This window comes from Burkholderia sp. SCN-KJ (assembly GCF_024656005.1).
Taxonomy (GTDB): domain Bacteria; phylum Pseudomonadota; class Gammaproteobacteria; order Burkholderiales; family Burkholderiaceae; genus Burkholderia.
On the sequence record NZ_JANKOG010000008.1, the window covers coordinates 162,160 to 184,774 of the forward strand.

At 68.0% G+C, this 22,615-nt stretch carries 25 protein-coding genes and 1 pseudogene; 14 read left to right on the forward strand and 12 right to left on the reverse strand.

Annotated features, from left to right (window positions below; genetic code table 11):
• Positions 1 to 135 precede the first annotated feature (135 nt).
• A complete protein-coding gene (locus NQV17_RS15605; protein ID WP_257773023.1) occupies positions 136 to 1,293 on the reverse strand; it encodes a right-handed parallel beta-helix repeat-containing protein in 1,158 nt (385 codons plus the stop codon).
• Between NQV17_RS15605 and NQV17_RS15610 the strand changes: the two genes are divergently transcribed.
• Together NQV17_RS15610 and NQV17_RS15615 are read left to right on the forward strand one after the other, a co-directional pair.
• A complete protein-coding gene (locus NQV17_RS15610; RefSeq protein ID WP_257773027.1) occupies positions 1,274 to 1,504 on the forward strand; it encodes a hypothetical protein in 231 nt (76 codons plus the stop codon). The genes NQV17_RS15605 and NQV17_RS15610 overlap by 20 nt on opposite strands.
• A gap of 195 nt (positions 1,505 to 1,699) precedes the next feature.
• Positions 1,700 to 1,966 (forward strand): annotated as a pseudogene (locus NQV17_RS15615) (TetR/AcrR family transcriptional regulator); the annotation flags it as partial.
• A gap of 85 nt (positions 1,967 to 2,051) precedes the next feature.
• Here NQV17_RS15615 and eco read toward each other — a convergent pair.
• The gene (eco, locus tag NQV17_RS15620; RefSeq protein WP_044846395.1) at positions 2,052 to 2,552 is read right to left on the reverse strand and encodes a serine protease inhibitor ecotin; all 501 of its coding nucleotides are present in this window, start codon (positions 2,550 to 2,552) and stop codon (positions 2,052 to 2,054) included.
• A 143-nt stretch (positions 2,553 to 2,695) separates the two neighbouring features.
• On the opposite strand from eco, the gene NQV17_RS15625 reads away from it, so the two are divergent.
• Positions 2,696 to 3,070: a hypothetical protein gene (locus tag NQV17_RS15625; protein ID WP_044846394.1), complete on the forward strand. Its 375-nt coding sequence runs from the start codon at positions 2,696 to 2,698 to the stop codon at positions 3,068 to 3,070.
• Between the two features lie 183 nt (positions 3,071 to 3,253).
• On the opposite strand, the gene NQV17_RS15630 is transcribed toward NQV17_RS15625, so the two are convergent.
• The gene (locus tag NQV17_RS15630) at positions 3,254 to 3,655 is read right to left on the reverse strand and encodes a hypothetical protein (RefSeq protein WP_044846393.1); all 402 of its coding nucleotides are present in this window, start codon (positions 3,653 to 3,655) and stop codon (positions 3,254 to 3,256) included.
• A 117-nt stretch (positions 3,656 to 3,772) separates the two neighbouring features.
• Here NQV17_RS15630 and NQV17_RS15635 point away from each other — a divergent pair, with 117 nt between their 5' ends.
• Together NQV17_RS15635 and NQV17_RS15640 are read left to right on the forward strand one after the other, a co-directional pair.
• Positions 3,773 to 4,153 (forward strand): DUF5594 family protein, encoded by a 381-nt coding sequence (locus NQV17_RS15635; protein WP_257772929.1) that lies wholly within the window; start codon positions 3,773 to 3,775, stop codon positions 4,151 to 4,153.
• Between the two features lie 181 nt (positions 4,154 to 4,334).
• Positions 4,335 to 5,702 (forward strand): MFS transporter, encoded by a 1,368-nt coding sequence (locus NQV17_RS15640; RefSeq protein WP_257772930.1) that lies wholly within the window; start codon positions 4,335 to 4,337, stop codon positions 5,700 to 5,702.
• Positions 5,703 to 5,753: 51 nt separating this feature from the next.
• Here the strand turns inward: NQV17_RS15640 and NQV17_RS15645 are convergent, their stop codons facing one another.
• From NQV17_RS15645 to NQV17_RS15655, 3 genes are all read right to left on the reverse strand, one after another.
• Positions 5,754 to 6,335 (reverse strand): AAA family ATPase, encoded by a 582-nt coding sequence (locus NQV17_RS15645; RefSeq protein ID WP_257773024.1) that lies wholly within the window; start codon positions 6,333 to 6,335, stop codon positions 5,754 to 5,756.
• Positions 6,336 to 6,351: 16 nt separating this feature from the next.
• Positions 6,352 to 7,773, reverse strand: coding sequence for an alpha,alpha-trehalose-phosphate synthase (UDP-forming) (gene otsA, locus NQV17_RS15650; RefSeq protein ID WP_257772931.1), 1,422 nt, complete (start codon positions 7,771 to 7,773; stop codon positions 6,352 to 6,354).
• A 150-nt stretch (positions 7,774 to 7,923) separates the two neighbouring features.
• Complete coding sequence (locus NQV17_RS15655; protein WP_059527452.1) at positions 7,924 to 8,109, reverse strand: hypothetical protein; 186 nt, start codon at positions 8,107 to 8,109, stop codon at positions 7,924 to 7,926.
• A gap of 288 nt (positions 8,110 to 8,397) precedes the next feature.
• Between NQV17_RS15655 and NQV17_RS15660 the strand changes: the two genes are divergently transcribed.
• On the forward strand, positions 8,398 to 8,949 hold the full coding sequence (locus tag NQV17_RS15660; RefSeq protein ID WP_257772932.1) for a hypothetical protein: 552 nt from the start codon (positions 8,398 to 8,400) through the stop codon (positions 8,947 to 8,949).
• Entirely contained in the window at positions 8,946 to 9,440 is a 495-nt protein-coding gene (locus tag NQV17_RS15665) for a hypothetical protein (protein ID WP_044846386.1), read from the forward strand. Before NQV17_RS15660 ends, NQV17_RS15665 begins: the two co-directional genes overlap by 4 nt.
• Positions 9,441 to 9,513: 73 nt before the next feature.
• Here the strand turns inward: NQV17_RS15665 and NQV17_RS15670 are convergent, their stop codons facing one another.
• Both NQV17_RS15670 and NQV17_RS15675 read right to left on the reverse strand, forming a co-directional pair.
• Entirely contained in the window at positions 9,514 to 10,851 is a 1,338-nt protein-coding gene (locus NQV17_RS15670; protein ID WP_044846385.1) for an AAA-associated domain-containing protein, read from the reverse strand.
• 22 nt (positions 10,852 to 10,873) lie between these two features.
• Positions 10,874 to 12,631 (reverse strand): ABC transporter permease subunit, encoded by a 1,758-nt coding sequence (locus tag NQV17_RS15675; protein ID WP_257772933.1) that lies wholly within the window; start codon positions 12,629 to 12,631, stop codon positions 10,874 to 10,876.
• 495 nt (positions 12,632 to 13,126) lie between these two features.
• Here NQV17_RS15675 and NQV17_RS15680 point away from each other — a divergent pair, with 495 nt between their 5' ends.
• Complete coding sequence (locus NQV17_RS15680) at positions 13,127 to 13,393, forward strand: hypothetical protein (protein WP_027786765.1); 267 nt, start codon at positions 13,127 to 13,129, stop codon at positions 13,391 to 13,393.
• A gap of 40 nt (positions 13,394 to 13,433) precedes the next feature.
• On the opposite strand, the gene NQV17_RS15685 is transcribed toward NQV17_RS15680, so the two are convergent.
• Both NQV17_RS15685 and NQV17_RS15690 read right to left on the reverse strand, forming a co-directional pair.
• Positions 13,434 to 14,750, reverse strand: coding sequence for an ATP-binding protein (locus NQV17_RS15685; protein WP_124488435.1), 1,317 nt, complete (start codon positions 14,748 to 14,750; stop codon positions 13,434 to 13,436).
• A complete protein-coding gene (locus tag NQV17_RS15690) occupies positions 14,734 to 15,459 on the reverse strand; it encodes a response regulator (protein WP_006755678.1) in 726 nt (241 codons plus the stop codon). Before NQV17_RS15690 ends, NQV17_RS15685 begins: the two co-directional genes overlap by 17 nt.
• Before the next feature lie 223 nt (positions 15,460 to 15,682).
• Between NQV17_RS15690 and NQV17_RS15695 the strand changes: the two genes are divergently transcribed.
• The gene (locus tag NQV17_RS15695) at positions 15,683 to 16,234 is read left to right on the forward strand and encodes a periplasmic heavy metal sensor (RefSeq protein ID WP_257772934.1); all 552 of its coding nucleotides are present in this window, start codon (positions 15,683 to 15,685) and stop codon (positions 16,232 to 16,234) included.
• 70 nt (positions 16,235 to 16,304) lie between these two features.
• Here NQV17_RS15695 and NQV17_RS15700 read toward each other — a convergent pair whose 3' ends face one another.
• Entirely contained in the window at positions 16,305 to 17,003 is a 699-nt protein-coding gene (locus NQV17_RS15700; RefSeq protein WP_257773025.1) for a pirin family protein, read from the reverse strand.
• A 368-nt stretch (positions 17,004 to 17,371) separates the two neighbouring features.
• Between NQV17_RS15700 and NQV17_RS15705 the strand changes: the two genes are divergently transcribed.
• The 4 genes from NQV17_RS15705 (at position 17,372) to NQV17_RS15720 (ending at position 20,574) form a co-directional block, all read left to right on the forward strand.
• Positions 17,372 to 18,148 carry an ABC transporter substrate-binding protein gene (locus tag NQV17_RS15705; RefSeq protein ID WP_257772935.1) on the forward strand — a complete coding sequence of 259 codons (777 nt, stop codon included), beginning with the start codon at positions 17,372 to 17,374 and terminating at the stop codon, positions 18,146 to 18,148.
• 228 nt (positions 18,149 to 18,376) lie between these two features.
• Positions 18,377 to 19,066 carry an ABC transporter permease gene (locus NQV17_RS15710; RefSeq protein ID WP_044847743.1) on the forward strand — a complete coding sequence of 230 codons (690 nt, stop codon included), beginning with the start codon at positions 18,377 to 18,379 and terminating at the stop codon, positions 19,064 to 19,066.
• The gene (locus NQV17_RS15715) at positions 19,063 to 19,776 is read left to right on the forward strand and encodes an ABC transporter permease (RefSeq protein WP_044847742.1); all 714 of its coding nucleotides are present in this window, start codon (positions 19,063 to 19,065) and stop codon (positions 19,774 to 19,776) included. The genes NQV17_RS15710 and NQV17_RS15715 overlap by 4 nt, the downstream gene beginning before the upstream one ends.
• An 18-nt stretch (positions 19,777 to 19,794) precedes the next feature.
• Positions 19,795 to 20,574, forward strand: a complete 780-nt coding sequence (locus NQV17_RS15720) for an ABC transporter ATP-binding protein (RefSeq protein WP_044847741.1) — start codon at positions 19,795 to 19,797, stop codon at positions 20,572 to 20,574.
• 58 nt (positions 20,575 to 20,632) lie between these two features.
• On the opposite strand, the gene NQV17_RS15725 is transcribed toward NQV17_RS15720, so the two are convergent.
• On the reverse strand, positions 20,633 to 21,130 hold the full coding sequence (locus NQV17_RS15725) for a GNAT family N-acetyltransferase (protein WP_044847740.1): 498 nt from the start codon (positions 21,128 to 21,130) through the stop codon (positions 20,633 to 20,635).
• A gap of 139 nt (positions 21,131 to 21,269) precedes the next feature.
• Here NQV17_RS15725 and NQV17_RS15730 point away from each other — a divergent pair, with 139 nt between their 5' ends.
• Complete coding sequence (locus NQV17_RS15730) at positions 21,270 to 22,196, forward strand: LysR family transcriptional regulator (protein WP_257772936.1); 927 nt, start codon at positions 21,270 to 21,272, stop codon at positions 22,194 to 22,196.
• Positions 22,197 to 22,615: the final 419 nt, after the last annotated feature.

Sequence of the window (22,615 nt, forward strand, 5' to 3'; positions counted from 1 at the left end):
ACAATCGCGCCGTCGGCACGCACAGCGTCCGAACGTCGGGTGTCCACGCTCACGCCTGGCCGCGTGTTCCGCCGAAGCCGCGTATGCCTTGCTGTGCCAGCCAATGGCCGCCAGGCCTGAGCCCTGACCGCCCCGTCACCACATCAACCCCGTCCTGACCTGCGGCATCAGACTCGCATTCGCGCCCGTCACGGCGAACGTCCCCGTCGACGACGCCCCCGCCGGCAGCGCCAGCACACTGCCGTCCGCGAGCCGGTTCGCATCGACGACGATCCGGTTCGACGCGCAACCGTTCGTCAGCAACGAGACCGGCAACCCTGCGATCGACGAGAACGTGTTGCCCGTCACGCTGAACGAACACACGTTTCCGTACGCCCGGAACCCCGCATATCCGGAACCCGACACGCGGTTGTTCGCCACCGTGACATCCGACACGGCTCCCGACCACGTATCCAGCTCGATCGCGCCCTGCTGCGTCGGCTGCAATCCGTTGTTCACGTTCGCATTCTGGATGTTGGTCACGGTATTGCCCGTGATGACGACGTTCGAAGCCCCGTAGGTTTTCCAGCTGTCCTCCTGCGCGACCAGAATCCCCGCTGCCTTCTCGACACCGTCGACCGTATTGTTCGAGATCGTCACCGCCTGCCCGCCGACAACGGTGATGCCGCGCCCCCAAGAATTGCCCGACACCGCGTTATGGTCGATCAGCACGTTGCTGCTCAGGCGGCCGTCGCCGAGATAGCTGACCACGGCGATCAGATCGTCGCCGGTGCCGGTCACCGTATTGTTCTGCACCAGCACGTTGGTCGACCCGTAGGTCGTATGGATGCCGTCGGCCAGCGTCGCCCGCACGGTATTGCCCACGATCGCGATACCGTTGCCGCCGAACACGAAAATCCCGGCGCTCGCGCCGCCCTGGATCGTCACCCCGAGCACCTGAACGTCCGAGCCCGTGACCTCGACCTTGGTCGACTCGGGCGTCGTGAGCCGCGTGGTGCCGGTGCCGGCCAGCGTCACGCCGACGAGCGTCGAGCCGGCGCCGCTCATCACGATCGTCTGGTCGGCGGGATTGGTCGCGGCCAGCGTCGCGCCGTATCCCGAGATCACCGCCTGCGGCACCGTCACGGCAAGCGAATGCCCGACGACGTAGCGGCCCGGCGCGATGACCAGGCGCTGGCCGGCACGCAGGCTGTCGAATGCCTTCTGCAACGCGTCTGCCTGGTCGCTGCCGTCGGCAGCCGGGGAGACCGTCACATCGGCGACCAGAACCGGTTTGGCGCCACTGGACGGCAGAAGCGTCGTGCCGGACGCGGCACCGGTCGGCGCAGCGGTCGGTGCCGGGCTGCCGGAATTCGTCGATGCAGCCGATGCGCCGGATGCGGCGCCGGTGGGAGCGGCGGGTGATGTCGATGTGCCCGCAACGGTTTGCGATGCCGGAGCGGCGCTGCCGTCACCGCCGCCGCATGCAGCAAGCCAAAGGCAGAGCGCGGCAAGCATCGCGTGATCGACCGTACGCATACGAAGTTCCGCTAGCCCAGATTGGCGTCATCGTAAGTACGCTTGATTACTTTGTAAATGAATTCCGCCGCGCACCTGCAAAACCGTTCGTTATCCTCTTCCATTCATCATCGCGCCATCACGGTGACTTGCGGCACACATCACATCGCGCATCGCCCCTTACGCATTCGCCCCGCCGTCGGCCGAGCGCTCGGACACGGTCCGGCAAATGCTGATCGCGATGCGCGAGCAGACCATCGCCGCGTTACGCGCGCGGCCGGGCAAAAGCGTGGTGACCGGCGAGCTCTCTGCACATGCGAACCTCGACGCGATCGCGCGCTACTACGTGACGGCGCAACAGGGGATGTCGATTCAGGCGCGCGACGGTGCGAGCCGTCGCGATCTGGAGGCGGTCGCGCAAGCCGCCCTGGCGGCGTGGCCGGTGCTCGCACACGCGAGCACCGGATAAAACGGCGGGCCCCGGAAAGAAGCCCGCAAGCGAAACCACACGTGGCCGTGCAGCGGCAAGCGCCCTGCACGACCGCGCCGATGCGTTACTGCGTGACGGCATGCTGCACGTCCTTCGACGCATGCCACACGCGGTAGCGCACGTCGAAACCGTCCGGCACGTACACGACGAGCGGCAGGCGGCTGTTGTAGCGCAGCAGCTGGCCGTCGCCGCGCACTTGCACGAAGCGCTGCTGCGGCGCCTGGCCCGGGCAGGCCATCAGCGTCGACGCCGGCCCCTTCACGTCGGTCAGGCGATAGTACGTATAGCCCCAGCCCTTCACGTCCTCGGCGGTCAGTTCCCCGCCGAACCATTGCTGGTTGCAGTCGGTCTGCAGCGTCTTGCCGATCATCAGCTCGACGCGCGCGTCGCCTTCGTTCTCAAGCGCGGGCAGCGCGATCACCGCGCGCTGCTGGCCGGCCGTCGGCTGCGGGAACATCTTGATCGACTCGGCCGGCACGGCGGGCGCCGATGCGGGCCCGGCCGCGCAGGCGGCGGCGGTCGTCACGCAAAGGGCGGCCAGGACGGCCCGGATCGCGAATTTCATCGATGTGCTCCTGAAAAACAAATAGGCCCCGGATGCTAACACTTTCGCTCCAAGACCTTACGACGCTGTAATTTCACGACACAATTGCATACAGCCGGCGATCCCCGCGCGCGGTACTTATACGGAAACCAACGGAGATCATCATGCTGAAGCTCATTGCTGCCGCCGGCGTCGCCACGCTGCTGGCCGGGTGCGTCGTCGGTCCGGACGCCGGATACGGCTACGGACAGCCCTACTATTCCGATCCCGGCTACGCGTACGGGCCGGCCTACGGGGCATCGCCCGTGTACGGGACGGTCAACATCTGGGGCGGTGGCGGCGGGCGCGACTGGGACCGTGGACGCCGCGACTGGGATCGCGGACGCGACGGCTGGAATCGTGACCGCGGCGGCTGGGACCGCGACCGCGGCGAGCGCGCCCGTCACGGCGGCTGGGGCCGCGGCGACGGACGCCGCGCCGACTGGAATGACGACGGCGGCGGGCGCGGCCAAGGCAACGGCGGCGGCCATCGCCACTGATGCAATTGCAACCGTTTGTATCCACGCACGGCCCGCGCGAGGCCGATACGAGCCGATAGACGACCGTCAAAAAGCAAGGCCCTCGCATCACCGCGAGGGCCTTTTGTCGTCCGCTCTACCGGAAATCGGGCAGCCGGCCACGCAACGCCGAACCTGCCCGCGCGTCCTACACGTGCCCGCTTCTTACCACCCGGCCGGCTGCGCATAGCCGCCCGACACGGGCGCACCGCACACGTACGCGCGCTGATAACGGTCGTAGCAATAGCTCGGGCCGTCGTCCTGATACTGCGCCTGCTGGTAGGTCGGATAAGCCGGCTGCTGGTAGGCCGGTGCCTGGTAGTACGTCGGCGGCTGGTAGGCCGGTGCCTGATACACGGGCGCCTGATACGCGACAGGCGGATTCATCGCCGACGTCACGATCGCGCCGAGCACCGCGCCGCCGATCAGCGCGCCGATGACGGCGCCCCCGTCGCGGCCATGCGCGGACGCCGGGCCCGCCACGGCAAGCGAACCGGCGAGGACACATACAGCGGCAATCTTTTTCATGATGGACTCCCACGCGAAGTGGTACTGGATGCGATGCATTGTGGTCGCGCCCGGCCGTAATAGATGCAGCAAGTGGTAACGCGCCATTACGGGTATCACGCACGCCGAAACGCGGCGCCGCCGTGCTACGATTTTCGGCACACTGGAGACGCCTTCATGCAGCCCGAAACCGCCCGACGTTTCGATACCGAATTCGCGCCGCGCATCGCGCAGGCGATCGCCGCCTTCTTCGCCGATCACGTGCTGACCGACGTCGTCCCGTACGGCGGGCACGGGCAACCGACGCGCGTGCAGATCCGCAGCGCGCCGCACGAGCACGTGAGCGGCTTCGTGCATCCGCTGAACCTCGAACTGACCTGGGACACCGACGAGATCGAACGGTTGATGGAGCCCGACGGGCCCGTGCGCTTCGAGCACTACCTGAGCGCGCTGCCGAGGAAGCTGAGCGCATGGGAGGGCGCGCGCGACATCGACCTCGCGTCGCGCACGCAGGCCGACCCGCTCGTGCGGCTCGGCGGCCTCGATTTCGAAGGCTGAACGCGCGCGCTGGCCGGCAGCGGTGTCGGCGTCGCGCGATTCGGCCCGGTGATACACTCGACCGGTCCCGCGCCAGCGCCGCCAGGCCGGCCGGACCGTTCACCGCCGCCTCCACCCGCAAGCATGGTTGCGCACGCAACCGGCACCCGGGCACGCGGACAACCACGCTTTCGCTCCCGCCATGAACGCCGATACCGGCCTGCCGCTTCCGCAACGCTACTGGGCGATCGTCTGCGTCGCACTGGGCATCACGCTCGCCGTGCTCGACGGCGCTATCGCGAACGTCGCGCTGCCGACGATCGCGCGCGACCTGCACGCGTCCGATGCCGCATCGATCTGGATCGTCAACGCGTACCAGCTCGCGGTCACGATCACGCTGCTACCGCTCGCGTCGCTCGGCGAACGCGTCGGCTATCGCCGCATCTACATCGCGGGGCTTGCGCTCTTCACCGCGGCGTCGCTCGGCTGCGCGCTCGCCGGCTCGCTGCCGACGCTCGCGGTGCTGCGCGTGATCCAGGGGTTCGGTGCGGCCGGCATCATGAGCGTCAACGCGGCGCTGGTGCGCATGATCTACCCGTCGTCGATGCTCGGGCGCGGGCTGTCGATCAACGCGATGGTGGTCGCGCTGTCGTCGGCGATCGGCCCGACGGTCGCATCGGCGATCCTGTCGTTCGCGTCGTGGCCCTGGCTGTTCGCGGTCAACGTGCCGATCGGCATCGCCGCGGTGTTCGGCAGCCTGCGTGCGCTGCCGGCCAACCCGCTGCACGACGCGCCGTACGATATCCCGAGCGCGCTGATGAACGCGTGCGTGTTCGGCCTGCTGATCATGGCCGTCGACGGGCTCGGTCACGGCGAAAGCCACGCGTACGTCGCCGCCGAGCTGGCCGTCGCGTTCGGCGTCGGCTACTTCTTCGTGAAGCGCCAGCTGTCGCAGCCGGCGCCGCTGCTGCCGGTCGACCTGATGCGCATCCCGATGTTCGCGCTGTCGATCTGCACGTCGGTCGCGTCGTTCACGTCGCAGATGCTCGCGTTCGTCGCGCTGCCGTTCTGGCTGCAGCATTCGCTCGGCTTCTCCCAGGTCGAAACCGGCCTCTACATGACACCGTGGCCGCTCGTGATCGTATTCGCCGCGCCGCTCGCCGGCGTGCTGTCGGACCGCTACTCGGCCGGCATCCTAGGCGGCATCGGGCTCGCGCTGTTCGCGGCCGGGCTGCTGTCGCTCGCGACGATCGGCGCGCACCCGGGTACCGTGGACATCGTGTGGCGGATGGCGCTGTGCGGCGCGGGCTTCGGGCTGTTCCAGTCGCCGAACAATCGCGCGATGCTGTCGTCGGCGCCGCGCGAGCGCAGCGGCGGCGCGGGCGGGATGCTGAGCACGGCGCGCCTGACGGGCCAGACGCTCGGTGCCGCGCTCGTCGCACTGATTTTCGGGCTGGCGCCCGACCGCGGTCCGACGATCGCGCTTTATGTCGCCACGGTGTTCGCCGCGGTCGCCGCGGTGGTCAGCATGCTGCGCATCGCGTCGCCGCGCCCCGACGCTGCGACCTGATGCGGCGACTTCACGCTGCGGCCTGACACCGCCGCGCGTCGCGCCCGCAGCTCACGCGGCATCGAGCGCGTCCATCACGAAGCGCACGCGCGCCTTCACGCTCACGCGCGGCAGCTCGATCAGCCGATAGCCATACGCCGTATAGCAGTCGACCATCGCGTCGTAGGTGCGCACGGCCTCCGCGAAATCCTGCCGGCGCTCGGTGTCCTGCGTGTAGATCTCGGGCCACGGCGGCGCGATGAACACGCGCCGGTGATAGCGGAAGCGCCGTGCCGCGGCCTCCGCATGTGCGGGCACCGCAAGGCCCGTCAGCCGCAGGTAACCGATCACGTCCGGCACGCCGCGATCGAAGAACACGGGCCCGCGCGCGCCACGCGCGAGATGGTGCGAACGCATCTCCCAGTTCAGCATCAGTTCGGCGAACGCGGCCCGGTCGCGCCACGGCAGCGCCGGGCCGTCGATCGCCATCTGGTCGCGGATCACCCCGCGCCCGGCCTCGTGCGAGCGCGCGAAACCGGTACGCTCGAGCGCATCGAGCAACGTGCTCTTGCCGGAGCCGGGGCCGCCCGTGACGATGAAGAAGCGGGCGGCCGCATCGTCCGCCGCGCCACCCTCCTCCACGCGCCCGGACATCCGCTCCGACATCCGCTCAGACATGCGCGGCCCGCCGGCCCGCGCGCCGCGTGACCGACGCGGCCGCAGCGACGCTGCGCAGGTCGGCGACGAACGTGTCGCGCCAGACCGACAGGTTGTTCTCGCGCAGCCGCGCGAGGTTCGCGTCGTGCCGCGCCCGCCGCTCGGCGAGCGGCATCGACAGCGCGCGCTCGAGCGCATCGGCCATCTGCGACAGGTCGTACGGATTGACGAGCAGCGCGCCGCTCAGCTCGGCCGCCGCGCCCGCGAACTCCGACAGCACGAGCACGCCCGGATCGTCCGGGTCCTGCGACGCGACGTATTCCTTCGCGACGAGATTCATCCCGTCGCGCAACGGCGTCACGTAGCCGACCTGCGACATCCGGAAGAACGCCATCAGCAGATTGCGCTCGTACTTGCGGTTCAGGTACTGGATCGGCGTCCAGTCGAGCTGCGAGAAGCGGCCGTTGATCCGGCCGGCCTCGCCTTCGAGCGTCTCGCGAATGCGCTGGTAGGTCTGCACGTCGGAGCGCGTCGGCGGCGCGATCTGCACGAGCGACACGCGCCCCTGCCAGCCCGGCTGGTTGGCGAGCATCCGCTCGAACGACTGGAAGCGCTCGACGAGCCCCTTCGAATAGTCGAGCCGGTCGACGCTCATCACGAGCTTGCGGCCCCCGAGCGCGTCGCGCAGCATCTTCACCGGCTTGCGCGAGCCATACTGGACGGCCGCCTCGGCGATCGCATCCGGATGCACGCCGATCGGATAGGCGGCGACCTTCACGACACGGCCGTGCGCATGCAGCATCCCGTCGTCGCTCGCCGCGCCGATGCCGCGCCGCTCGATGTAGTCGGTGAACGCCTGCTTGTCGGCATCGGTCTGGAAACCCGCGATGTCGTACGCGCACATGAACTTCACGAGCTCGTCGTGCGGCGGCACGACGCGCAGCATGTCGGGTGACGGAAACGGAATGTGCAGGAAGAAGCCGATCGGATTCCTCACGCCGAGCTCCCGCAGGCAATGCGCGAACGGCAGCAGGTGATAGTCGTGCACCCAGATCAGGTCGTCGGGCCGCAGCAGCGCGGCGAGCTGCTTCGCGAGCATCGCGTTCACGCGCAGATAGCCGGCGTACTCCTGCCGGTCGAAGCGCGCGAGATCGCTGCGGTAGTGAAACACCGGCCAGAGCGTCGCGTTCGAGAAGCCGCGGTAGTACTGATCGTAGTCGCGCCGGGTCAGCCCCACCGTCGCATAGGTGACGTTGCCGTCCCGCTGGATCGCCGGTTGCGTGTCGGGCGTACCGACGATCTCGCCGTTCCAGCCGAACCAGACGCCGCCGGTTTCCTTCAGCGCATCCATCACGCCGACCGCGAGACCGCCTGCGCTCGGGCGCGTGTCCTCGCCGACGGCGACACGGTTCGATACCACGATCAATCTGCCCATGCGGCTTCCCCTCCTCGATTCGATTGAATGACGCGCGGCGCGCGCCAAGGCGGACGCGACGGCCCGAAGGCAGTCGCGCGGCGATTCAGATGTGAGCGATGCAACCAGGCGCGCAATGAAATGCGGCAGCGGAATACAGCGGCGACGGGCTCAAGCGTCCTGCTCCTGGCCGAGGTCGCGTTGATAGTCGAGCCCTTCCGGGCGTGCGCCGCCCTGGTTGTGATCGCCGTCGGACGGCGTCTCGTCGGGCGCGCCGGCCGGCGCGTCGGTCTGTGGACGCGGGCGCTCGGCACCCGCATCGGGCGGCCGGGGAGAAAACCGTTTCGAACGGCGCATGGCTGGGTGTCTCATATGGCGCGCGGCTCGGAGCCGTCGTAGAAACATTCCATAACAAAACAGTCTAGGTCGCTTCCTCGCATGCCACGGTAACAATTACCTTCAATTTGTAACGTTTTGACCCCGGCTCAGCCATCTGTCCGACAATAGCGCCGCGCGTACGCGCGCGACCTGCCGCCCGGCCATTTGTCAAAGCTTTGCAGTTTTCCTATGACCATTGCGAAACAATGACGCAGCAAGGGGGCGCGCATGCGTCGCCGCTCACCCAAACAGGACTTGCACTCAGGGATGAACATGGGTTTCGAACCGCCGCGCCGGGCCATGCCGGCGCGCATCGTGCTGGCCGTGATCGCCACGGCCGCACTGCTGTCCGGCTGCAACTCGCTGTACAGCGAAGGCGCGACCGCCGGCGCCGGTATCGCGGGCGCCGCGATCGCTTCCAAGGTCACCAACAACGCCGCCGTCGCGACGGGCATCGGGCTCGGCGCCGTCGCCGGAGCGCGTGCTGGCGTCCAGTACACGCAGCGCGTCGCGCACCGCTACACGCAGGAACAGATCGCGAAGGCGGCCGGCCCGCTCGACGTCGGCGGCGTCGCGCCGTGGACGACGCACCATTCGTTTCCGATCGAGAATGACGAACAGGGCCGCGTGACGGTCAGCCGGATGATCAGCATCGGCCCGCTAGACTGCAAGGAAATCGTGTTCGCGGTCGACACGCCGGCGAAGGCCGACAAGGCCGCGCAGTCGGCGTTCTACGTCGCCACGATCTGCCGCGACGGTCCCGTGTGGAAATGGGCGTCGGCGGAACCGGCGACCGAACGCTGGGGCGCGCTGCAATGAGCGTCGCGATCCGAATCGCTGCGATCGGCGCACTGTGCGCGGCCAGCGCCGCGCTGTCGGGCTGCGGCTCGGTCGGCGCGGCGAGCGGCGCGCTCGCCGGTGCGGCGACGGGCCTCGTCACCGCGAACCCGGCCGTCGGCGTCGGTGTCGGGATCGCCGTGCAGGCGGCGACCGACGAGGCCGTCAACCGCACGATGAAACAGCTCCATCAGAACCAGCAGGACGCGATCGCGAAGGCGGCCGGCAGCCTGGCCGTCGGCGAAGTGAAGCCGTGGAACGTGAAGAACACGCTGCCGCTCGAAAACGGCGAAGGCGAGGTGCGCGTCACGCGCGCGTACTCGACGGCGCTTGCGCTGTGCAAGGAATTCGCGTTCTCGGTGAAGGACGGCGACAAGGCCGACTGGTATTTCGCGAATGCGTGCCAGCAAGGCACGCACTGGAAGTGGGCGTCGGCCGAACCGGCAGTCGACCGCTGGGGTAACCTGCAGTAACGATGCGATGCGCGGGGCCTGACTTCGAATGCCACGCATGCGGATGCCGGGCCAAACGGCCCGGCTCGGCGACTCAGGACTCGACGTCCTCGAGACTGAAGATTTCGGTCTGGTCGTTGTACGAGAAGATCTCGCCGTAACGACCCCAGTCGATCACCGCGTCGAGCGTTTCCTCGGCCGCGCCGTCCGACAGGAAATCCTCCAGCTCCTGCTCGAAACGCACGCGCGGCGCACGATGGCCCGGGCGCTCGTTCAGCACCTTCTTGATCCGCGCGGCGAGCGGCACGTGCTTCAGCAGGTGATCCGCGAACATCAGCTTGCGCTCCTGCGTGCCGAATTCCGCGAACACACGCCCGGGCGGCGTCAGGAACACGTCGCCTTCGCGCACGTCGGCGAAGCCGAGGTACTGCAGCACTTCGGCGATCGGGAACAGGTCGTCGACCTCCAGATGCAGCGTGCGCGCGATTTCCGGCATGTCGGCACGGCCGTGATACGGCGCCATCGCGAGCGTCTCGATCAGGCCGGCCATCAGGTTGGTCGACACCTGCGGCAGCCAGCTGCCGAGCTCGAGCCCCTTCTTCGTCGCCTCGCCGGTCTGGCGCGCCGTCATCTTCGCGTAGATATCGTCGACCAGCTTGCGGAACGCCGGGTCGAGCCGGTTGCGCGGATGCTTGAACGGCACCTTGATCTCGGCGATCACGCGGCCCGGGTTCGACGACAGCACGAGAATCCGGTCGCACATGAACACCGCTTCCTCGATGTTGTGCGTGACGATCAGCACCGACTTGATCGGCATGCGGCCTTGTGTCCACAGGTCGAGCAGGTCGGTACGCAGCGTCTCGGCGGTCAGCACGTCGAGTGCCGAGAACGGCTCGTCCATCAGCAGGATCGTCGGGTCGACCACGAGCGCGCGCGCGAAGCCCACGCGCTGGCGCATGCCGCCCGACAGCTCGCGCGGATACGCGTTCTCGAAGCCGTCGAGACCGATCAGGTCGATCGCGGCGAGCGCGCGTTCGCGCCGCTCGCGTGCGCCGACGCCGAGTGCTTCCAGCCCGGCTTCCACGTTCTGCAGCACGGTCAGCCACGGAAACAGCGCGAAGGTCTGGAACACCATCGCGACGCCTTCGGCCGGGCCGCGCAGCGGCTTGCCGAGATAGGTCACGTCACCGCCGGTCGGCTCGATCAGCCCGGCGATGATCCGCAGCAGCGTCGACTTGCCCGAGCCCGAACGGCCGAGCAGCCCGACGATCTCGCCTTCGCGCAGCGACAGGTTCGCGTCGTCGAGCACGAGCAACTCGCCCTGCGTCTTGTTGAAGCCGCGGCAGACGTGATCGACGCGCAGGATTTCCTCACCGAGGCGCGGCGGCTGGGACGTCTGGACGGGGGCGTTTACAGCATTCGGATTGTGCATCGCGTTTCGCTCTCAATCGGTCTCAGTCGAGCCGCAGCTTCGCTTCGGCGAAGGCATACAGCGGGCGCCACAGCAGGCGGTTGAACAGGGTGACGAACAGGGACATCACGGCGATGCCCAGGATGATCTTCGGAAAGTCGCCGGCGGCGGTGGTCTGCGCGATATACGCGCCGAGGCCGTGCGCCTCGATCTTGGTCGTGCCCCACTGCACCGCTTCCGACACGATGCTCGCGTTCCACGCGCCGCCGGATGCGGTGATCGCGCCGGTCACGTAGTACGGGAAGATGCCGGGCAGGATCGCCTGGCGCCACCACTGCCAGCCGCGAATGCGGAAGTTCGTCGCGGCTTCGCGATAGTCGTTCGGATAGGACGTCGCACCGGCAATCACGTTGAACAGGATATACCACTGCGTGCCGAGCACGATCAGCGGCGACAGCCAGATGTCGGGGTTCAGGTGGAAGCGCGCGATCACGATCACGAACACCGGGAACAGCAGGTTCGCCGGGAACGCGGCGAGGAACTGCGCGAGCGGCTGCAGCTTCTCGGCCAGCTTCGGGCGCAGCCCGACCCACACGCCGATCGGCACCCAGATCACGGACGCGATCGAGATCAGCACGACCACACGCAGCAGCGTGATGAGCCCGAGCGCGACGACGTGCCCGACCTCGCCCATCGTTACGCCGGTCGCCACGAAGCTGACGACGCGCCACACGATATAGGCCGTGCCGAGCAGCACGAGCGCCGCCCATGCGATGTCGACCGTGCGCGACGCCTTCTTCTCGACCTTCGGCAGCGAGAAGCGCATCGCGCCCGACAGCGGCAGGCGCAGCGGAATCCGCGCCGCCTTCGCGAAGAACCAGCCGGCCGGCACGAGCAGCTGGTGAATCAGGCGCGTGCGGCGCACGAGGTCGAGCAGCCAGGATTGCGGCGCATCGCCCGACGCGGTGTTCTCCATCCGGAACTTGTCGGCCCATGCGATCAGCGGGCGGAACAGGAACTGGTCGTACGCGAGGATCACGACCGTCATCGTCAGGATCACCCAGCCGATCGCGCCGAGGTTCTTGTCCGAGATCGCCTGCGCGAGATACGCGCCGATGCCCGGCAGCGTGATGGTCTGGTTGCCGACGGTGATCGCCTCCGACGCGACGACGAAGAACCAGCCGCCCGACATCGACATCATCATGTTCCAGATCAGCCCCGGCATCGAGAACGGCACCTCGAGCTTCCAGAAGCGCTGCCACGACGTCAGGTGGAAGCCGCGCGACACTTCGTCCAGGTCGCGCGGCACCGTGCGCAGCGACTGGTAGAAGCTGAACGTCATGTTCCACGCCTGGCTCGTGAAGATCGCGAAGATCGCCGCGAGCTCGGCGCCGAGCACGCGGCTCGGGAACAGCGCGAGGAAGAACGTGACCGTAAACGAGATGAAGCCGAGCACCGGCACCGACTGCAGGATGTCGAGGATCGGGATCAGCACCATGCCGGCGCGGCGGCTTTTCGCGGCGAGCGTGCCGTAGACGAGCGTAAACACCAGCGACGCGACCATCGCGGCGAGCATCCGCAGCGTGGTGCGCAACGCGTATTCGGGCAGGTTCGACGGGTCGAGCGAGATCTTCTGGGTCTGAAGGGTCCCGATCGGCGCCATCGTTTCATGAAAGCCGACGACCGCCATCGCGATCAGGCAGATGATCAGCGGAAACGCGATGAAGTCCCACCGGTTCGGCAGGACGCGCCACGCGGACGCGTTGGCGGTCCGGTTCGGATTGAAGAATCCGACGTCCATCAGGCGCCCTCCCCGGTAAGGCCGAACGAAGCCGGCAGACGATGTTGATTCATGGCAAAGCGCACGGGCGCGGTAATTCGACGCGGTAATTCGATTGATTCACGATCTCACGCCGGCGCGGGGCGCCGTGCGTGCAAGCTGCGCCCCCGGGCGCGGCGAGTCGGGCCGCGACGGCACGACACTACACCAACCTGTATTTCAGGTTCAACCGTGCGGGGCCGGCGCGGCGCGCGGGCGGCGCACGGATCGTGCCCGGCACGCGGGCGAACGGCAGGCGTGCGGTGCGGAGCAGCCCGGCCGCGGTCGTGCGGCCGGCATGCAGGCCCCGAATTATGCCGTGATCCGGGCCGGCCGGGAACCCGCCAGCCGCACACGGACGCAAACCATGGCGGATGTCAGCGGACGATTGCGGCGAAGCAGGTATGATCGGGGCTAGCCCCTGGCGTCGCTAGCCCCATAGCCGCCAGGGATCGACCGACCAGCGGGAGGAAGCGAATGGCAGGAAACTTGGTGATCGTCTGCCGCGATCAGGACGCCGATGCGTTCTACGAGCTGATGCAGGAGTACGGGTCATTCCAGACCCGGCTGTCGTCGACGGCGTGGTACCTGAACATGAACGTCGTGCCGGAATCGCTGCAGGAGGAGATCCTGGAGCGCCTCGGCCGCTATACGACCGTCTATATCTTCGAGGCCACGAGCGTGACCTACAACACCATCGACAGCAACGCCGCCGAGACGCTCGGCACGCTGTTCGGCGAATGATGCCGCGCGGCGCCTGCCCGGCAGGCGCCGCATGCGCCGCTTACGCGGCCTGGGCGTGAAGTTCGTCCTTCGGCACCACGTCGAAGGGGAACGTCATCGCCACGCGCAGGCCGCCCTCGGGACGATTGCCGATCTCGCACGCCCCGCCCAGCCGCAGCACCAGCCGCTCGACGATCGCCAGCCCGAGCCCGCTGTGGCCGTTCCCGCCGCGCGCGGGGTCGAGCCGCACGAACGGCCGCGTCGCGGCCGCCAGGTCGCGCGGCGCAATCCCGCCGCCGCTGTCGCTGACCGACAGCACGTAACCCGCCGGCGTACGCGCCGTCTCGATGAGCACGGGCGGCGCGCCGTACGCATGCGCATTGTCCAGCAGGTTCGACAGGATCCGGTCGAGCGTCGCGGTCGGCAGGCGGAAGCCTTCGTCGGCGGCCAGATGCGTCTGGACCGCCGGCGCGTTCGGTGCGACCGCGCGATAGCTGCGAGCGATCCGCTCGCAGGTCTGGTCGACCGGCACGGGCTCGCTGCGGTCCGCCCCGCCGTGCGCGAACACGAGGAACTGGTCGACGATGTGCGACATCGAGTCGACATCGCGCACCACGCCGTCGCGCAGCCGTGCGTCGTCCATCATTTCCGCGCGCAGGCGCATCCGGGCGAGCGGCGTGCGCAGGTCGTGCGCGACGCCGGCCAGCATCACCGCGCGGTCGCTCTCGGCCTGCGACACCTGTTCCACCATCTGGTTGAAGCCGTGCGTGAGCTGGCGCAGCTCGCGCGGGCCGCGCTCGCGCAACGGCGGCACCGGCTGGCCGCGGCCGAAGCGCGCGACCGCGCGCGCCAGCGAGCGCAGCGGCTGCTGCAGCTGCCAGGCCGCGAACAGCGCGGCGATCACGCCGGCCGAGAAAATCGTGCCGAGCCACAGCAGCATCCGGTCGAGCGAGCGCGGCGGGCGCAGCGGCTGCACCGGCACCACGATCCAGTTGCGGTCGCTCGGCTCCTTGACCCACAGCACCGGTGGATGGCCGGGCGCGCCGATCTCGACCAGCGTGCCGGGCGGCATCCGCTCGCTCACGTCGTCGCGGAAACGCTTGAGCGGCGCCGCCAGGTTCGAATCGGCGTCTTTCGGCACATCGGGACTGTCCGGCGACACCAGCCGCACCCGCGACGGCAGCGGCTGGTCGGGCGTGCGCTCGACGTGCTGGCGCACGGCGTCGACGAGGAACGCGGCCTCCTCGACGGCATAACGCGTCTGCATCTGGTTGCGCTCGAGGCGCATCGCGAAGAACCACGCGAAGTGCGACAGGAGCAACACGCCGACGACCAGCAGCGCCAGCCGCCCGAACAGCGAATCAATGGGCTTGCGCATGGGCCTCGCCGTCGGGCACGAACACGTAGCCGCGCCCGCGCACCGTCTGGATGAAGCGCGGCGTCGACGGATCCGTTTCCAGGATGCGGCGCAGGCGCCATACCTGGACGTCGATGCCGCGGTCGGTGCCGTCGTACTCGGGCCCGTGCAGCAGCTCGAGCAGCCGTTCGCGCGTGAGCGTGCGCAGCGCGTGATTCACGAAGATCTTCAGCAGCGCGAATTCGCTGCTCGACAGCGTCGCCGGCTTGCCGTCGACCGACAGCGTGCGCGCCTGGAAGTCGAGCACGAAGCGACCGAACGCGAACGGCTCGCGCTGCTCGGGCGCCGCCGCCGACGGCGTCGCGCGGCGGCGGCGCAGCACGGCCTGCACGCGCGCGAGCAGCTCGCGCGGGTTGAACGGCTTGCCGAGGTAGTCGTCCGCGCCGAGCTCGAGCCCGACGATGCGATCGACGTCGTCCGCGCGCGCGGTCAGCATGATCACGGGGATGTCGTCGCCGGCCGCGCGCAGCTGGCGCAGCGCGGTGAGGCCGTCCACGCCCGGCATCATCAGGTCCAGCACGATCAGGTCGGGGCGCTCGCGCTCGAGGCGCTTCTCGAGCGTCGCCGCGTCGTGCAGCACGGACACTTCCATCCCCTGGCGCACGAGATAGTCGCGCAGCAGGTCTCGGAGTTCTTGGTCGTCGTCGACGATGAGGATCTGGGTAGTCATGCTCGAAGTTTAGCGCGCGAGTGCGGAGTCAAAGAACGAAACAAAGGGACGAAAGGGTTACTGCGGGTTACGGCGCAAGGGAACTGTAATGCGCCGTAACCCGGCAGCCATCCCGCGTAACACCCGCCGGAGCGCGCGCCGCTAACCTGCGTCTTACCGGATGCGGCACCCGGGTCACCCCGCGCCGCATCGCCGGACCCTTTCGATACAAGGAGTTTCTGAAATGTATAAGAACACTTCCCGCGTGGCCATTGCGGCCGCCGCCGTGCTCGCTCTCGCATTCGGCACCGCGCATGCCGCGCAGCCCAACGACATGCCGCCGCCGGGCGGCCCCGGCATGCACCAGATGCACGGCGGCCATGACGGCGGCCCGTTCGGCGTGATCATGAAGCTGCACGACCAGCTCAAGCTCAACGCGTCGCAGGAACAGCAGTGGCAGACGGCCGTCAACACGATGAAGCAGAACCATGAAGCGATGCGCAAGAGCCACGAGCAGATGCGCGAGCAGTTCAAGGCGCAGCAGAACCAGCCGATCCTCGACCTGAACGCGATGCACGCCGCCCGCCAGCAGGCCGAGCAGCAGAACGCGCAGCTGCGCGAGCAGAGCTCGGCCGCCTGGCTCGCGTTCTACAACGGGCTGAACGACCAGCAGAAGACGACGGTCAGCACCGCGCTGAAGCAGCAGTTCGCGCGGATGGAGCAGCGTCACGAGAAGATGAAGGAACGCTGGGAGCAGCACCGCGCGGCGAAGGGCGCGTCGGCACCGGCGCAGTAAACCGGCGGGCCGCCTCCCCAGGCGGCATCGCGGGGGACGCGGGCACCCGGCCCGCATCCCCCGTTTCATTTCAGGCGACGTCGAACAGCAGCACCTCGGCCGCCCGGCCGCGTGCGAACGCGACCGCGTCTACCCCGGCGATCCGCGCGCCGTCGCCCGCGGCCAGCGCGTGGCCGTTGACCTCCACGTCGCCGCGCACCACGTGCACATAGGTGCTGCGCCCGGCCGGCACGGCGAATGCCGCCGCCTCGTCGCCATCGATCAGCCCCGCGAAGATCCGCGCATCCGCACGGATCGACAGCGCACCGTCGTCGCCGTCCGGCGACGCGACGAGCCGCAGGCGGCCGCGCTTCTCGTCGTCGGCGAAATGCCGCTCCGTGTAGCCGGGCCGTCCGCCCCGCTCCGCCGGCTGCAGCCAGATCTGCAGCAGATGCAGCACCCGGTCGCGCGACGCATTGGTTTCGCTGTGCATCAGCCCCGTGCCGGCGCTCATCCGCTGGACGCCGCCGGCCCGCACGATGGCGCCGTTGCCGAGGCTGTCGCGATGTGCGAGCGCGCCGTCGAGCACGCAGGTGACGATTTCGAGGTCGCGGCGCGGCTGCATCCCGAAGCCGCGCGTCGGCGCGATCCGGTCCTCGCTCAGCGCGCGCAGCGCGCCGAACGGCGGATGCGCGGCCCCGGCGGCGCCGGCAAGCGCAAAGCTGTGGCTCGATTCGAGCCAGCCTTGGCGCGTGTGGCAGCGCTCGGCGGCGCGGCGGATCTGGAACATGGGGCGGGCACTCCGGCAGGCAGATATTCTTTCTTCGGGTTTACCTGCACTGTAGGGGCGCGCCGGGCGCGCCACAATCCGCCGCCCGCGCACCGCATCGTTGCACCCGCGAACCCAATCGGCGCACTGCTCGTTGCGAATACCACGATTGCCGCAACGCCCGAATCGAAGAATCGATCGGTCGCGCCGGATTGCCGTTTTCCGGGTTTCGCGTTCGGGTAAAATACCGCCCTTTTGGCGTTCGCCCGTCCGGCGAGCGCCGTTGCCTGCGCGCCGAAACACGAATTTTGGCCGTCTAGAATACGCCGCGGCGCCCGGCCCGACCGGCCGCGAGCGCCTCCCCGGAAGTGAGCGACAAAAGGATGGAAATGAAGAAGGCCGCCCTGTGCGCCGCCCTCGCCCTCGTGGCGGGCAGCGCCTTCGCGAAAGAGTGGAAGACCGTGCGGATCGGTGTCGATGCCAGCTACCCGCCGTTCGAGTCGACCGCGCCGAGCGGCGAGATCGTCGGTTTCGACGTCGATCTCACCAAGGAAATCTGCAAGCGGATCAACGTGAAGTGCGTGTGGGTCGCGCAGGATCTCGACGGAATCATCCCCGCACTGAAGGCGAAGAAGTACGACGTCATCGTGTCGTCGCTGACCGTCACGGACAAGCGTCGCGAGCAGATCGACTTCTCCGACAAGGTGTACGACGCGCCCGCGCGGATGATCGCGAAGGCCGGCTCGCCGCTGCTGCCGACGGTCGCGTCGCTCAAGGGCAAGCACGTCGGCGTCGAGCAGGGCTCGACGCAGGAATCCTACGCGAAGGCGTACTGGGAACCGCAGGGCGTGACGATCGTTCCTTACCAGAACCAGGACCAGGTCTACGCCGATCTCGGCACGGGCCGCCTCGACGCGACGCTGCAGGATGAACTGCAGGCCGACTACGGCTTCCTGCGCACGCCGCGCGGCAAGGGCTTCGCGTTCGCCGGCCCGGAAGTGAAGGATCCGAAGACGATCGGCGACGGCACCGCGATCGGCCTGCGCAAGGACGACACGGACCTGAAGCTCAAGATCAACAAGGCGCTGGCCGACATGCACAAGGACGGCACGTACGACCGGCTGTCGCACAAGTATTTCTCGTTCAGCGTCTACTCGGCGCGCTGAGCGCCGACAATAGCGGGAAGCGGATGCGGGGGCGGCCCCGCGTCCGGCACGACAGGCAGTCAACCACGCGCCGCCCGCCCCCTCGCCCGCCGCTCGCGCGACGGGCTGGCCCGGCACCGTTGCCGGGGCGGACGGTCATGATACATACGGGGCGTTCCGCGCAGCTTGGCGGGCGCGTCTTTCGCGGCGCACCGCGTGCGCCGTCCGGGACCACACCAGGGACCACATATGTTTCTACAAGGCTACGGCCCGCTGATCCTCGCCGGCACCTGGCAAACCGTCAAGCTGGCGGTGCTTTCGCTCGCGCTGTCGTTCCTGCTGGGCCTGCTCGGCGCGGGCGCGAAGCTGTCGCGCAACCGCTTCACGAACGGCGCCGGCACCGTCTACACGACGCTGATCCGCGGCGTGCCCGACCTCGTGCTGATGCTGCTGCTGTTCTACAGCCTGCAGATCTGGCTGAACATGGCGACCGACGCACTCGGCTGGGACCAGATCGACATCGACCCGTTCCTCGCCGGCGTGCTCGTGCTCGGCTTCATCTACGGCGCGTACTTCACCGAGACGTTCCGCGGCGCGTTCCTGTCGGTGCCGCGCGGCCAGCTCGAGGCCGGCAGCGCGTACGGGATGACCAACTGGCAGGTGTTCACGCGGATCATGTTCCCGCAGATGATGCGCTTCGCGCTGCCCGGCATCGGCAACAACTGGCAGGTGCTCGTGAAGTCCACCGCGCTGGTGTCGATCATCGGCCTCGCGGACGTCGTGAAGGCGTCGCAGGACGCCGGCAAGGGCACGCTGCGGTTCTTCTTCTTCACGCTGATCGCCGGTGCGGTCTACCTCGCCATCACGACGATCTCGAACTTCGTGCTGATGTGGCTCGAAAAGCGCTACTCGACCGGTGTCCGCAAGGCTGACCTATGATCGAACTCATCCAAGAATACTGGCGCAACTACCTCTACACCGACGGCTTCCGGATCACCGGCGTCGCGATCACGCTGTGGCTGCTGGTCGTGTCGATCGGCCTCGGCTTCTGCCTGTCGGTGCCGCTCGCGGTGGCCCGCGTGTCGAAGAGGAAGTGGCTGTCGAGCGCCGTGTGGCTCTATACGTACGTGTTCCGCGGCACGCCGCTCTACGTGCAGCTGCTGCTCTGCTACACCGGCCTCTACAGCCTGCAGGTCGTGCGCGGCACGCCGCTGCTCGACGCGTTCTTCCGCGACGGCATGCACTGCACGCTGCTCGCGTTCACGCTGAACACCTGCGCGTACACCACCGAGATCTTCGCGGGCGCGATCAAGGCGACGTCGTACGGCGAGATCGAGGCCGCGCGCGCGTACGGGATGTCCACCTTCACGATGTATCGCCGCGTGATCCTGCCGTCGGCGCTGCGCCGCGCGCTGCCGCTCTACAGCAACGAAGTGATCCTGATGCTGCACGCGACCACCGTCGCGTTCACCGCGACCGTGCCGGACATCCTGAAGATCGCGCGCGACGTAAACTCGGCGACCTACATGTCGTTCCACGCGTTCGGCATCGCCGCCCTGCTCTATCTCGTGATCTCGTTCGCGCTCGTGTGGCTGTTCCGCCAGGCCGAGCGTCGCTGGCTCGCGTATCTGCGCCCGCAAGGCAAGTAAGTTTCCGCAGGACTATTCATGAATTCCCAGACTCAGAAGCTTTTCGTCGACGATCTGCACAAGCGGTACGGCGACAACGAGGTGCTCAAGGGCGTATCGCTGAAGGCGAACTCGGGCGACGTGATCAGCGTGATCGGCTCGTCCGGTTCCGGCAAGAGCACGATGCTCCGCTGCATCAACTTCCTCGAACAGCCCAACTCCGGCCGCATCTTCGTCGACGGCGAGGAAGTGCGCACCGCGCTCGACAAGACGGGCGCGCTGCGCGCCGCGGATTCGAAGCAGCTGCAGCGCGTGCGCACCAAGCTGTCGATGGTGTTCCAGCACTTCAATCTCTGGTCGCACATGAACGTGATCGAGAACGTGATGGAAGCGCCCGTCAACGTGCTCGGCATCCCGAAGAAGGAAGCTGAAGACCGCGCGCGCGAGTATCTCGAGAAGGTCGGTCTCGCGCCGCGCGTCGAGAAGCAGTATCCGTCGCACCTGTCGGGCGGCCAGCAGCAACGTGTCGCGATCGCGCGGGCGCTGGCGATGCATCCGGACGTGATGCTGTTCGACGAGCCGACGTCGGCGCTCGACCCGGAACTGGTCGGCGAAGTGCTGAAGGTGATGCAGAAGCTCGCCGAGGAAGGCCGCACGATGATCGTCGTCACGCACGAGATGGGCTTCGCGCGCAACGTGTCGAACCACGTGATGTTCCTGCACCAGGGGCGCGTCGAGGAAGAAGGCGTGCCGTCCGAGGTGTTCGCGAACCCGAAGAGCGAACGCCTGCGCGGGTTCCTGTCGGGCAGCCTCAAGTAACGCGCGCTCCCGCGCGTCGCACTGCACGAACGGGCGCCATGCGGCGCCCGTCTTGCGTTTACGCGGCGTCCACCGGCGCGCCGTCGGCGAACGCGCGCAACGCGTCGCCCGCGAGCCGGTAGCGCACCCATTCACTCTGCGGCGCGGCGCCGACGCTTTCGTAGAAGCGGATCGCCGGCTCGTTCCAGTCGAGCACGCTCCATTCGAAACGCCCGCAGCCGGTATCCACCGCGACGCGCGCGAGCGCCTTCAGCAGCCGCAGCCCGGCGCCCGCGCCGCGAAAGCGCGGCGACACGTACAGATCCTCGAGATACAGGCCCTGGCGGCCGAGCCAGGTCGAATACGAGAAGAAATACACGGCGAAGCCGGCCGGCTCGCCGTCGACCTCGCAGATCAGCGCACGCGCGGGCGAACCTTCGCCGAACAGGCTGCGCTCGAGCGATGCAGGCGTCGCGACCACTTCATGCTCCGCCTTCTCGTAGATGGCCAGCTCGGTGATGAAACGCAGGATCTGCGGCACGTCGGCGACGGTGGCCGAACGGATGTCGATTTGCACGGTGGGGAGCCCTCCTTCGGCCCGGACTGAAAACGGAATGCGGCGGCGCGCGCGCAATCGCGCGTGACGCCGCCCGGATCGACATGCTACGTTCACGATACAACTGCAGGAAGTGCAGTTTTTTCATCCTGACATGAACATGATGCATCCAGAGCTGCGCCGTCTCGACCTGAACCTGCTGCTCGCATTCGACGCGCTGTACCGCCACCGCTCGGTCGCCGCAGCCGCGCACGAGCTGGCGATGAGCCCGTCCGCGCTCAGCCACGCGCTCGCCCGGCTGCGCGAAGCGATCGGCGATGCGTTGTTCGTGCGCCTCGGCAACGAGATGCAGCCGACCGTGCGCGCCGACGACATCGCCACCTGGGCCGGCGCTGCGCTCGACACGATGTCGAAGGGGCTCGCCCGCGCACGCCGCTTCGATCCCGCGCAAAGCGACCGCACGTTCGTGTTCGCCGCGAGCGACTACACGGCGTTCGCGGTGCTGCCGGCGTTGCTCGCGCGTATCGAGCAGGTCGCGCCGCGGCTGCGGATCCGCGTCGTCCACTCCGACCGGAAGATCTCGATCGACGAACTCGCGGCCGGCCGCATCGACTTCGCGCTCGGCTATCACGAGGAGTCGGCCGCCGACGCGCCGGGCATCGAGGATTGCGACTGGTTCTCGGACGACTACGTGGTGATCGCGAGCGCCACGCATCCGGACATCCGCCGCCGGCTGACGCTCGACCAGTACCTCGCGGCACGCCACGTGGTCGTCACGCCGTGGAACGAGCCGCGCGGCGTCGTCGACTACGTGCTCGACCGGCTCGGCCTCGCGCGGCAGGTCGCCGTGCAGTTGCCGAGCGTGCTGGCCGCACCGTTCGTGATCGCGGAATCGGCACTCCTGATGACGGTGCCGAACCGTGCCGCGCAGGCGCTGCGCCACGCGGCGCCGATCCGCATCTTCCCCGCGCCGTTCGAGATCCCGCGCTACACGGTGAAGGTCTACTCGCACGCGAAGCATGCGCGCACCGACGCGCACCGGTGGCTGCGCGCGCAACTGCTCGACGTCCGGCCGGCCGGCGGTTGAGTTCGACGCTCCGGTGCGGCGCGCGGGACGCCCCGCAGCACCCGCGTTTCCGGCACGCCCGGGCGGCGGTGGACCGCCGCCAATTCATTACGAAATACTTACCAATTCCGCGCGTCCGGCGCTTACGCTCGCGCCCCGGCAACGTCAATAGTGGCAATCCTTGACCCATCGGCGCCGAATCCGTGTCTCCCTTGTCTCACAAGGGTTTTCCGGAAATCGACGGCCCCTTGGGCACCCGCTGCGCACCGTGTTGCATGGCAAATTGGCGACACGTGTTAGTCAAACAACGATTTCCATCGCCACAAAATTGTATTTTTGCTAAATTAGTAACCAAAGTAGCAAAACGAAGTTCGTGAAATGTAGTTTAGCTTCACGACACAACAAGGAGACCCTGCAAGCCGACCCGGCTGCGCGGGACC